Origin of the sequence: Bacillus altitudinis 41KF2b (assembly GCF_000691145.1) — a bacterium.
Lineage (GTDB): Bacteria > Bacillota > Bacilli > Bacillales > Bacillaceae > Bacillus > Bacillus altitudinis.
In genome coordinates, this window is record NZ_ASJC01000006.1 from 1 (window position 1) to 12270 (window position 12270).

General features: G+C 36.0%; 15 protein-coding genes. 14 read left to right on the top strand and 1 reads right to left on the bottom strand.

Annotated features, from left to right (window positions below; all coding sequences use genetic code 11):
* Positions 1-64: 64 nt before the first annotated feature.
* Positions 65-214 carry an aureocin A53 family class IId bacteriocin gene (locus BA79_RS12025; RefSeq protein WP_035390638.1) on the bottom strand — a complete coding sequence of 50 codons (150 nt, stop codon included), beginning with the start codon at positions 212-214 and terminating at the stop codon, positions 65-67.
* A 392-nt stretch (positions 215-606) separates the two neighbouring features.
* On the opposite strand from BA79_RS12025, the gene BA79_RS12030 reads away from it, so the two are divergent.
* The 14 genes from BA79_RS12030 (at position 607) to BA79_RS12105 (ending at position 12252) form a co-directional block, all read left to right on the top strand.
* Complete coding sequence (locus BA79_RS12030; RefSeq protein ID WP_017366489.1) at positions 607-1734, top strand: DUF418 domain-containing protein; 1128 nt, start codon at positions 607-609, stop codon at positions 1732-1734.
* 174 nt (positions 1735-1908) lie between these two features.
* Entirely contained in the window at positions 1909-2280 is a 372-nt protein-coding gene (locus BA79_RS12035; RefSeq protein ID WP_017366490.1) for a GntR family transcriptional regulator, read from the top strand.
* Between the two features lie 5 nt (positions 2281-2285).
* Entirely contained in the window at positions 2286-3161 is an 876-nt protein-coding gene (locus tag BA79_RS12040) for an ABC transporter ATP-binding protein (RefSeq protein ID WP_035702969.1), read from the top strand.
* Positions 3145-3750, top strand: coding sequence for an ABC-2 transporter permease (locus BA79_RS12045; protein WP_035702971.1), 606 nt, complete (start codon positions 3145-3147; stop codon positions 3748-3750). Before BA79_RS12040 ends, BA79_RS12045 begins: the two co-directional genes overlap by 17 nt.
* Before the next feature lie 184 nt (positions 3751-3934).
* Entirely contained in the window at positions 3935-4153 is a 219-nt protein-coding gene (locus tag BA79_RS12050) for a helix-turn-helix transcriptional regulator (protein WP_035702974.1), read from the top strand.
* Complete coding sequence (locus BA79_RS12055; RefSeq protein WP_017366494.1) at positions 4150-4449, top strand: hypothetical protein; 300 nt, start codon at positions 4150-4152, stop codon at positions 4447-4449. Before BA79_RS12050 ends, BA79_RS12055 begins: the two co-directional genes overlap by 4 nt.
* A gap of 55 nt (positions 4450-4504) precedes the next feature.
* Positions 4505-5449 carry an alpha/beta fold hydrolase gene (locus BA79_RS12060; RefSeq protein ID WP_017366495.1) on the top strand — a complete coding sequence of 315 codons (945 nt, stop codon included), beginning with the start codon at positions 4505-4507 and terminating at the stop codon, positions 5447-5449.
* 93 nt (positions 5450-5542) lie between these two features.
* Positions 5543-6433, top strand: coding sequence for a helix-turn-helix domain-containing protein (locus BA79_RS12065; protein ID WP_035702976.1), 891 nt, complete (start codon positions 5543-5545; stop codon positions 6431-6433).
* 394 nt (positions 6434-6827) lie between these two features.
* Positions 6828-7127, top strand: coding sequence for a circular bacteriocin, circularin A/uberolysin family (locus BA79_RS12070; RefSeq protein ID WP_017366497.1), 300 nt, complete (start codon positions 6828-6830; stop codon positions 7125-7127).
* A gap of 41 nt (positions 7128-7168) precedes the next feature.
* Positions 7169-8659 (top strand): hypothetical protein, encoded by a 1491-nt coding sequence (locus BA79_RS12075; protein ID WP_035702979.1) that lies wholly within the window; start codon positions 7169-7171, stop codon positions 8657-8659.
* Positions 8649-9257: an ATP-binding cassette domain-containing protein gene (locus BA79_RS12080; RefSeq protein WP_051626190.1), complete on the top strand. Its 609-nt coding sequence runs from the start codon at positions 8649-8651 to the stop codon at positions 9255-9257. Before BA79_RS12075 ends, BA79_RS12080 begins: the two co-directional genes overlap by 11 nt.
* Complete coding sequence (locus BA79_RS12085; RefSeq protein WP_017366500.1) at positions 9235-9750, top strand: stage II sporulation protein M; 516 nt, start codon at positions 9235-9237, stop codon at positions 9748-9750. Before BA79_RS12080 ends, BA79_RS12085 begins: the two co-directional genes overlap by 23 nt.
* Before the next feature lie 30 nt (positions 9751-9780).
* Complete coding sequence (locus BA79_RS12090) at positions 9781-10290, top strand: hypothetical protein (protein WP_017366501.1); 510 nt, start codon at positions 9781-9783, stop codon at positions 10288-10290.
* Between the two features lie 573 nt (positions 10291-10863).
* On the top strand, positions 10864-12252 hold the full coding sequence (locus BA79_RS12105; RefSeq protein ID WP_035702983.1) for an amino acid permease: 1389 nt from the start codon (positions 10864-10866) through the stop codon (positions 12250-12252).
* Positions 12253-12270: the final 18 nt, after the last annotated feature.

The window sequence follows — 12270 nt, forward strand, 5'->3', positions numbered from 1 at the left end:
AAGCCTCAAGAAAGCTACCATTGTTTTCACCTCCACCAAACTACTTTGAAAGATAATCTCAGAATTAGCCATTGATGATGCTGTCAATTTTATCACTGATCCATTGGAACGTTGCACCGTTCTTGATCCAGTTGATAACAGTTGATTTGTTGTCCCAAGCCCATTTAGCTGCTTTAGTACCAAGTTGAGCAACAAGCCTCAAGAAAGCTACCATTGTTTTCACCCCCTGTTAATTTGTGTATTAAATATCAAATCAAAATAATCCTAAATAAAACAATTTTTCATATTTTTTCATATTTTACATAAATTGAAGCTTATGAACTATATTTTTCGGGTTTTTTATTGGATTTCATTTTCATGTAGTAAATAAGTCTTTGTTTTGTAGAGGGGCGAATAAAGTATATATAAAGATAATTATATTAGTTAAATGATGTATAAATTAAGTTTTATTTTTAAGAGTATGATTATTTCACTAATCTTACTTGTCTTATTGTTAAGTACAATTTAAGATAGTTTATAACTTTTGGGGATTTTATAACCTCTTTTTACATATATGGGTTATTATATTGTATGGTTGTATTTATATTTTCCGAAGGAGCTGTCGTGTTGAAGGGATCTAGGGTTGAATTTATTGATAGTTTACGTGGTTTTAGTTTATTAGGTATTTTGATTGTGAATATGCTTAATTTTCAATATGATTATGATTTTGAGAAGATGTTTGATCCGAGCATATGGGGACAGGAGTTTGGGGTATATGTGACGGAGATCTTGTTCCAGGGGTCATTTTATCCGATTTTCTCCTTTTTGTTTGGGTATTCTTTTATCAAGTTGATTGAATCCACAAAGGCAAAGGGGCTGAATACGAATGCCATCGTCGTTCGCCGCGGCTTTGGTCTTATTGTGCTTGGGATGTTGCATTACATATTCATTTGGAATGGTGATATTCTCTTATATTATGGAGCATGTACGTTTTTCTTGATGATGTTTTTAAGCAGCCGGATCAAAACAATGCTGATTTGGTCAGGTGTGTTAGGTGCTTTGTCATTAGTGGTTTTACCATATCTGATGACCTTTGTTTATGGAAATGATGATTTATTAACTGATGTGTATGCGAAGGGTGCATACGGTGATATTTTATTGAGCCGGGTGACGATTGAAGACGATATGATGATTGTGACCATTATTATGGCGATCGTGACCATTACGTTGATGCCGATCTTAGGTTTTCTATTCGGTACGATCATGGTGGGGCCATTTGCACTGCTTGGCATGGCCATTGGGAAAAAAGGTCATCTGACAGAAGAAGATCGAGGAATGGCGTATCGTAAAGGCTGGATCTGGATGATTTTGATCGGGCTCGCTTTAAAATGTGCGACGTTTATTGATGCCCCTTGGAGTGAAATGGTGATGACGTTAGGAGCCTATGTCCTGACGATCGGTTATATTCAAGCTTTTATTGTCTTTTACTATTCAAAGGTTGCACAAGGATTGAAACGTCTGCTTGCAGGACTGGGCCGATTGTCTTTATCAAACTATTTGGCTCAATCTATTATTTGTACAACGATTTTCTATTCTTACGGACTTGGTTTATTTGGACAAATGGGCTCAATGTTTGGATTGCTGCTTGCTGTCGGACTTTACACAGCACAGCTCTTCATCAGCTATCTCTATTTGAAAAAATGGAGAAGAGGGCCTGTGGAATGGCTTATGGGAAAATGGGTATATTGGAGATAAATTGATTTGTTGAGGAACCGCATGGCTGAAGAGCTGTGCGGTTTTTTATTTGGATCGCATTCAAAAAAGTTCATAAAAGGAGTTGAATATTTTTTTAGTGTGTATATAATGTATATATAGAGTATATACAATATTTCATTGCGAATACCAGTACAGAAAAAAGAGGTTTTTTATATGCAAATTACGATTTCTAATCATTCTAAGGAGCCTATCTATGAGCAAATTACGACGCAAATCAAATCGTTGATCTTAACGGGGGAGCTTGCAGAAGGTGCGGCCCTGCCGTCTATCCGAAAGCTGGCGAAGGATTTACAAATCAGCGTCATCACAACAAAACGTGCATATGAAGAGTTAGAGAAGGCAGGATTTATTTATTCGATTGTAGGGAAGGGATCGTTTGTTGCCGAGCAAAACCTAGAGGTCATGAGAGAGAAAAAATTGAAGGTGATTGAGGAACAGCTTGGAGCGGTTGTTACAAACGGCAAGGAATTAGGCTTATCTTTTGATGAATTGCAGCAGTTATTAAAGTTCTTGTATGAGGAGTGAGATGAGTGAAGCACGTGATTGAATTCAAAGGAGTATCAAAACGGTTCAAAGACTTTTCTGTGCAGAATCTTGATTTACAGGTCAAAAAGGGCTTTGTTACTGGGTTTATTGGAGAAAATGGAGCCGGTAAGTCGACCACGATTAAAATGATCATGAATTTGTTAAAACCAGATTCTGGTGAGGTTAAAATTTTTGGATTAGATTATCGCACCCATGAAAAAGAGATTAAGGAACGAATTGGCTTTGTTTACGATGCTAACGTTTTTTTCCCAGGATTGAATTTAAAAGACATCAAACGAATTGTGGCACCTGCCTATAAACGCTGGGATGATAGACTATTTTATCAATATATTGAACAGTTTGGCCTGCCGCTTCATAAAGCGATTAAAACATTTTCAAAAGGGATGCAGATGAAGGCATCGCTTGCGATTGCGCTGTCGCATCATGCAGAGCTGATTATCATGGATGAACCAACTGCTGGTTTAGATCCGGTATTTAGAAGAGAGCTGCTAAGTACGTTACAAGAATTGATGATTGATGTAAATCGAACGATTTTTTTCTCAACGCATATGACGACTGATTTAGATCGCATTGCGGATTATATTGCGTTTATACAAAATGGAAGATTGGTCTTTCAACAGTCGATTCATGAGGTGGCGGAGAATTATGTGCTGGTGAAGGGGAGCCTGGATTTGCTGGATCGAGACACAGAAAAGGCGTTTATCCATATTCAGCGTACGGCAGCCGGATTTGAAGCATTAACAGATCGGATTGATGAGGTGAAACTTATTTTTGGGGATGCTGTTGTGATTGAACCGGCGTCGCTTGAGGATATCATGTTTTATTTGAAAGGCGGGGTTGCGCATGTTTCATTTAATTAAGCGTGATGTGATTTTGCAAAAGAAGCAGTTACTTATTTTTATTCCGTTTATCTTATTTTTCATTTTCATGGATGTCCATCCAGTATTAACGTTTCTAGTCGCTAGTGTCTTCATTCCATTTAACACATATGCTTATGATGAGAAGGCAGAAACGAATATTCTATTAAATTCCTTGCCCTATACACGTAAAGAAATTATCGCATCACGTTATCTTGGCGCCATTTTCTATATGAGTATTGCGATCGTGCTGACAAGTGCTGCATTATTTGTGTTTGGGAAGCTGTTTTCGCTGTCAGATATTGCGATTGGCAGCGGGTTGTTTTTATTGTTCGCAGCATGTACGTTTCCATTGTTTTATATCTTAAAGCCTGGTTATATCACAACGGCAGTGATCATTGGCTTTATCGTATTATCTGCTATGGGACCGCCTGTTGTTCTCTATTTAGCAGAGCAATTCAGTGGGATCACTGATTTTATCATGAATTTATCTATCCCTATTGTATATACGGGGTCAACTGTACTGATTATGCTCATCTACTTGCTATCTTGGGGATTTTCTACTGCGATTTACCAGAGGAAAGTGTTTTAAATCAGATGATCACATCATTTATAGAGAATCATTCATTTTGAGGTAGGTCTTTCAAAATGGATGATTCTTTTTTGCATCCGGTGAAATTGACATACAGAAGAAAAGAGGTTATTTTTATTTAACATAATGTTAATTATTTTTAACATATTGTTAAATAAATCATCCTTTAAGAAAGGAATTTGAAATGGAGATTAAAAATAGAATTAAGGTATTACGGGCAGAAAAAGACTGGACACAAAAGGATTTGGCAGAGAAGTTAGGTGTGACTCGTCAAACTGTGGCAGCGATTGAAAATGGTAAATATTCTTTGTCTTTACAACTAGCATTTCAAATTGCGAGAACATTTGAAGTTGATTTATATGACGTTTTTCAAGAGGTCGACAAGGAGGAACAACAGCGATGATGACAACGATCATACTTTATTCTCTGATTATCCTTTCTATCTTAAGTACGGTCTTTCAATTTAAGAAAAGCCGTGAATATAAACAGGATGAACGGGGTCAATTTATTTTAGCGAAAGCCGGAAGTTTTTCAATTGTAGGTGTGGCATTAGCCTATATATTGGTTGCTGTCATTCAAGCTTTTGTTCATGAATTATCATCTCCAACGGAATGGTTTTATATAGCGATTACGTTTATGTATGTATCAAGTGTTTGTGCAAATACCATTGGCATTATCTATTGTGAAAGAAAATACTAATCTTTTATCTGCGGATGCAAGCTAGGGTACTTCATCATGAAGGGAAGAAAAAATAATGAAAAAATTACTGAAAATAATGCTGATTGCTCTATGTACCATTCTGACTGTCTTGGTTGTATTTGTAGCCAGTGTTTATGTTGTGAATCTAATTAGTAATGAAAGAGAACAGGGGAAAATAGAAGATTATGGGCAAAAGGTCTTGGTAGATGGGAAGCAAATGAATGTGCTCATTCAAGGCGATGGGAAAGAAACGATTGTCCTTCTCCCAGGCTATGGAACTGCTTCACCTGTGCTGGATTTTGAACCGTTAGTCAAGGAGTTATCGCCAGATTATAGAGTCGTTGTGATTGAACCGTTTGGTTATGGTTTAAGTGACGACACAGATAAAGTAAGGACAAGTCAAAACATTGTGGATGAGATTCATGAATGTTTGCAAAAACTCAACATTAAAAAATATACGCTGATGGGTCATTCGATTGCTGGCATTTATGGATTAGAATATGTGAATCAATACGAAAAAGAAGTCCAAGCCTTTGTCGGCATTGATACGAGTGTTCCTAAACAGGAAACGGATGAATTGCCAGTCTCCAGCTTACAGCTGCTTCATCAATCCGGCTTTTACAGATTGATAGTGAAAATGAATCCAGATCAACTGGTGATGCCTAAAGTAGATGATCAAACGAAAGCTCAGATTAAAATGCTGACTTTCCGAAATTTCTTGGATGAAAGCCAAGCGAGTGAGGCAGAAAACTTTAGAAACAATTTTAAAAACGCTCAACGCCTACATTTCCCTAAGAAGCTCCCTGTTGCTTTCTATCTAGCGGATCAAACGGAGGAAGAAACACCAAGCTGGAAACCAATGCATGAAGAGCTGCTGAAACATGTAGACCACGGAAAAGTCGTTACTTTCAAAGGCGGCCATTATTTGCATCATACGAAATCAAAAGAAATCGCAGATGATGTGAGGGAGTTTCTATCGAACAACGAGCGCTCACGTTAGCGGTTTTCCTCCTCAGCTGGACAGATGAAACATCGCAATTTTGATCAAAACGAGTGAACTGATTTGTTTTATGATCAAGAAGAGGTGAGGGAGATGATGTATAGTCGGGTGACGCAAGAGGTGATTTCTTATTTGGAGTCGCATTTGATGGATGAGCTGTCGCTGAGACAGGTGCCTGAGAAAGTAGGATATTCACATTTTCATTTGCTGCGTGTGTTTAAACGAGAAACCGGGCTGTCGATGGGGGAATATGTGCGGAAACGAAGATTAGCTACGGCTGCACAGCTTCTTTTGTATACGGATCAGGGGATTTTAGACATCGCTTTTTCGTTACAATTCCAATCGCAGGAAGCCTTTACGCGTGCTTTTAAGCATCTGTATTCCTTACCTCCCGGAATGTACAGGTCGATGATGAGAGACATGCAAATGAAAAAGGAGGAAGATTCGATGACATTACATGAAGCAGTACCTGGCTGGGGTTTGAGTGGTTCACATCCGCATATGTATGAGATGGGTGTTGATACAGCAGAGTTCCATACGGGAAAGCAATCAGGTGTTTTATCATCTAAAGAAGGCGTACAAGAAGGACAGTTTGCGACAATGATGCAAGGGTTTCAAGCAAAAGAGTATGCAGGCAAGCGGTTGAAGCTCTCTGCTTTCTTGAAAACAGAGAATGTATCTTCAGCAGGAATTTGGATGCGGGTAGATGACGGAAAGGGTGATACGGTGCAGTTTGATAATATGCAGAATCGACCTGTGACAGATTCTACGGAATGGAATCAATATGCGATCGTATTAGATGTTCCTACGCGCAGTGAATCCATTCATTTTGGAGTGCTGCTCAGCGGTCATGGAACAGTCTGGGCTGACGGTTTTCGATTTGAGGAAGTGAATGAGAAAACACCTACAACGAATATGGTGGAGGCTTCGGCTCTGCCAGATGTGCCGATGAATTTGCATTTTGAGCTTGAGGAGACCGTGTGAGCGGTCTCAGCTCGTAGAGAAACAAAGATTCTCTACGAGTTTTTTTGATATGATCTACCTTATGTAACTGATTGAAATTAACTAATCCGTGTTACAACTTTTTTAGGTATTATAAAAGGCTACTGTGAGCTGGACCTAGTAGTAAATACTAGAATTATAGTGTGTAGACAATCTTTTTGATGAAATGATTTCGGGGTCTTTAGGTTTATTTTTTACAATGTCTCCTATTTCAAGAACGGTCTTTATTCTTATTTCCATTTTAATTGATAGATCTAGCGAAATAGTATTAATTTACTAATTATAATATAATTTGTATTTAATGTTGAAATTATACAATTTAAATGACAAGATATAAATAAGGGGGAGAAAATAATCAAAGAAAAGGGGAAAACTTATGAGCTTAACAACACGTAAAAAATTATTTGGATTAGGTTTTATGTCATTAATCGCAACAGTCGCTGTAACTTCTGTTGCTTTTATGAGTATTAATCAGAACTTTTTAGTAGCGAAGCTTGGCATTGAACTAAGTACAGCTGAAAAAATTGCAGACCTTATTATGGCAGGCGGAACAATTGCATCTATTATTGGCATTGTTGGCGCAGCCACAGGTGTAGGACTTGCTCTAGCTGGAGCAATCGGTGCTTTAAAAGCAATAGCAAAGGCACAGGGAAGAAAAGCAGTTATTAACTACTAAGCTTTGTCTTCTCCCCCAATACACTATATTAGGTGATATATATGAGATTAGCTTTACTATTTGAAAAAATGTATCTTAGGAAGAAAATAGATGAAGCATCATTACCACAATGGTTAGGTCATGCTACATATTTATTTCTATCTTTAAGATTTTTCATCATTTATCCTGCAATAGGCATAGGTTTATTTTTTGTTTTAAAAGCTCGTATATTAGACATGACCCTTATAAGTACGTTATGTTGCATCTTAGCAATTATAGATGCGAGAGATTTCCCTATAAAGAATTATTTGATTTACACGTTACATCAAAATGTAATTGTGGATAGAACAGAATCATTTAGAAAAATTTATCGGCATATTTATTTTTATTTTTTCGGTAAAACTGTCTTTAAATTCTCCTTGATTTTTTTTGTGCCTATGTTTATGGTTGAGAATCAATTAAACATTATTTATTTTGTGTTATTAGTGATAATCATCATTATAACAGTGATGAACTTTTCTTCTTATCATTTTTATAGAAGCTACTTTCAAAAAGGTATTGGCCAAAATATACGGTTAGTCAAGCTCATTTTAGTATGTTTTACTGCGTATATCGTACTATTAGCCATGTTCCATTATTTTAAATCGGAGATTATACAAGTCTATAATCATTTTCAATTTGATCTATTCAACATCTTGACTGAACTATTAATTACCTGTTTAGTTCTATTTATTTTGTCTATGGTGTTTCACCATCATAAGGTGTTTCGAAAAATTGGTAAAGAAGAATTAAATGCAAAGGAAACTGTTGTTCAGCATAAGGTGGGGTTTAAAAAGAGAGTATTCTTTAACAAAGATATCTTACTTATAAAAAGAACTTACTACAATAAACTCAGGTTTTTGAAATATTTATATGTCCTACAAGTATGTGCCTTAGCGATAGTTCCGGTATTGGTTAGTTTATTATTAAAAGGGAATGATTCCTATATTCTGTTATCCATCATATTTATCGCTGTGGCTTTCTCAAATTTTATAACAGATTATTTAAAAAAGGTGATTAGCCCTGATATTGAATTTTTTGCATTGCCACCAAATACTGCATTGAATATTTCTTTAAATGAAATCTTGGTTCAGAAAGTATATATCTATTTGATTTTATCTGGGATTCCAGTAATCTTTAGTGTCATAACTATGGTCATCTTACATATTCCTTATTCATTCATTACTGGCGTTGCTCTTTTAATTGTTTTTGTATTTATCAATATGGGGCTAGCTGCTACGATTGGTGCCATACTCTTTCCGAAAATAAATCCAGAAAGTGATTATGAAATAGGAAACTCAAGTAAGGCAGTCGTATTTGAAAATGTTTATTTGTACATAATCTCTATTTTGCTTTCCTTTATATTCATTATGGAAATTTTTAGTCTGGAGATGCCATTTCAATTAGGAAAGTACATAGTGACGTTAATCGTGATCCAAATTTCAATTCTCGTCGTCGCGATCTTGTATTTGAGAAATACCAAGGTGAAGGATGTAATGAAAAATGCAAATTAAGAAAGCATCTTTTAGTTATGGAAACAGTTTGATCTTTGAAAAGATCAATTTAGAGTTAATACCAGGCGAAATTGTTGCTGTAGTTGGTTCTAATGGCTCGGGTAAATCGACATTATTAAAATGTTTAGCTGGTATTTATGAGTTACATAGTGGTGATATCGTGAAAGAGGCCGAGGAAAATGTAGTGTTTGTGCCTGACGTACCTAGATCATATGAATATTTAACAGGATATGAATACCTTGTATTTATACAATCTGTTTCTAAGAAAAAAGATGTTGCAAAGATTCATAGTATTTTAAAGGACTATACTCTATATCCGAATAAGGATAAATTGATCAAACATTATTCTCACGGAATGAAACAAAAATTGGCGCTTTGTGCCGCACTCATCAATGAAGATATTCATTATTTATTATTAGATGAACCACTTACAGGTATTGATGAGAAAAGTCAAAAAGTGATCATTGAAAAATTTAAAGAACTTGCGAGCAAACAATGTTCGATTATATTCTCAACACATCAAATTGAAACATTAAGAGGGATATGTGATAAGGTTTTTTATTTAGAGGAGCAGTATGAAGAAATTGTTCATAAATAAAATTAAAGTTAGACTTTCAGCAGTCTCTACTCTATCATTTATACTCCTTCATGTAGTATTCGGTGTTATTGGTTTTATAATAACTAAAAAAGCACCCTCGGATGTCATGTATGTAGAGGATAGTGTGTTCCTTTATTTTACTAACAATTTTTTATACTGTATGGTTCTTGTCGTTGGTGTCGTTACAGCAGGCCTGCTCACCACCTTTCTCATCGCTTCAAATGCATATCTGCTTGGAGTGACAATGAAGGGAGCTCTATTGTTAGGGCATGATATAGGATACGTTCTTTATCATATTTTGCATGGAGTGATTGAACTTCCTGCAATTTATTTTTTCTTTAAAATCGGTATTTATCCAGTCAGTTTGTTTTTGAAATATTTCGTTTTTGATCACAGATTTGATTTTTGGAGAGATATTTATACAGTCATCCGATACTTTATTTATGGGACAGCTTTATTGTTATTAGCTGCAGTGGTTGAATTCTTATTATAGTGAACTTCTTTTGTTTATAGGGAGATGGACATGTTAAAAAAAGAAAAGCTTAATTTACTATTCATTTGGAGCGTCATTATATTCATTCATTTCATTGTATCGCTTTACATTACAGATGCTATTTCTGCCCCCTTATTAAAAAAATCATCTATCAATGTAGGGGAAAATACGGTGATTTTAATGACAATTATACTATTAATTTTAGCGTCATTAATAGATGTTGTGATTGTTTCTTTACTCATTCATATTAGCTCTGTCATGATGAACATTAGAGTAAATATGATGAAAAGCTTTTTCATTGCTAGTTTATTTAATCTCATTTTAAATGTAAACCAAGTGTTAGACACTATTGTGTTATCAAACGCAAATAATTTGACAGCAGAAAATTTCTCAACGAATATCTTCTTCAATCCGTTCTTTTATCTAGGTTTAGTTGTTGTTAGTCTGTGGTTAAGATATGTTGAGAAGAAACCAAATGTACAAATAATTGTGATTGCGGCTGTTATTTGTATATATAAATCTTTAACTGTATTTATTTAAATATACAAAAAAGGAGATTTAGTATATGTCGAATTCATCAAAAAAAAATAATAATTTAATCTTTTATATAGGTGTTGGAATGGTTATTCTACTTATAGCCTTTTTGAAGTTTAGTCATATTTCCGGTACGATGGAGGTCGTGTTGATATTAATCGGCTTAGTCTCCTTATTTACAATAAAGATTCTTACTAGAGAAAAAAAAGATAAAAAGCAGTAGAGTCTTTATTAAGCGTACGGTGTTTTAGAAATATTATGAGAATATGATTGAAGGGCATAGTCATTTGATTATGTCTTTTTGATTATCGTTGTTCGGTCTTTATTTAGTAGAAGAAGGTCGTGTTTTAAAAATATGTTTAGTTATAAAAGGTTCCTAACTTTTTATATGCAAATAACAAAATTTAAGGATTTTAAATATCTGAATATTATAATAACGGTGTTTTCCTCAAAAAAACAATTGTTTTTTAAGGGTAGATTTATTATGATAATATACATCGAAAGATTGAAGATTTTGAATCAGAATGAAAATTCTGATTTTTTATTTTTTATGTTGTTTGTTGATGAGGGGGAATAGAAGTGGCTCAAAAGGAATTAAAGAGAGGGTTAAGTGCTCGTCATATTCAAATGATTGCGCTTGGCGGCACAATTGGTGTTGGCTTATTTATGGGGTCAGCTAAAGCCATTCAATGGACAGGTCCATCGGTTCTTCTAGCGTACGCAGTGTGTGGTATTTTTATCTTTTTTATTATGCGTGCGATGGGAGAAATGTTGTATCTTGAACCGAGTACGGGATCGTTTGCTACATTTGGGCATCAATATATTCATCCGCTTGCGGGGTATATGACAGCTTGGAGTAACTGGTTCCAGTGGGTCATTGTTGGAATGTCTGAGATTATCGCTGTAGGCGCTTATATGAAATATTGGTTCCCGGAGTTACCGGCGTGGATTCCCGGATTAATCGCCATGATCATTTTAGGTGCGGCCAACTTGATTTCGGTTAAGTCATTCGGTGAGTTTGAATTCTGGTTTGCGATGATCAAGATTGTGACGATTATTTTAATGATCATTGCAGGTTTAGGCATTATTTTCTTTGGGTTTGGCAATGGTGGAACAGCGATTGGTTTGTCTAACCTTTGGGCGCATGGCGGATTCTTTACAGGTGGATTTAGCGGTTTCTTGTTTGCATTGTCCCTAGTGATTGCTGCCTATCAAGGGGTAGAGCTCATTGGGATTACTGCAGGTGAGGCGCAAAATCCGCAAAAGACGCTGACAAATGCCATCAAAAGCATCATCTGGCGTATTTTGATTTTCTATATCGGTGCGATCTTTGTCATCGTGACGGTGTATCCGTGGGATCAGCTGAATACGCTCGGCAGTCCATTTGTGGCGACGTTTGCGAAAATTGGAATTACGGCAGCAGCAGGTATTATTAACTTTGTTGTCATTACAGCAGCGATGTCCGGCTGTAATAGTGGAATCTTCAGTGCGGGACGTATGCTTTATACATTAGGTGTGAATGGACAGGCACCTGCTTTCTTTACAAAAATTTCGAAGAATGGTGTACCGTATTTTGGGACATTTGCTGTGCTGATTGGTTTAGCGGTTGGGGTGGTCTTAAATTACGTTTCTCCGCCAAACATTTTCGTTTATGTGTATAGTGCGAGTGTCCTTCCTGGTATGGTGCCTTGGTTTGTAATTTTAATTAGTCACATTGGCTTCAGAAAAGCGAAGGGGGCAGCGCTTGATCAGCATCCATTCAAGATGCCGCTAGCACCAGTTTCTAATTATCTTACGATTGGCTTTTTATTGATGGTTCTTGTGTTTATGCTCATTAATCAGGATACACGTATTTCTCTTATTGTGGGGATTGTTTTCTTGATTGTTGTAGCGCTTAGCTTCTTCATCTTCGGAATTGGTAAACGAAAACCGATTGAAACAGCTTCTTCTGATCAAACGGTGAAATAATCAAAAGCCTTGCGGAGT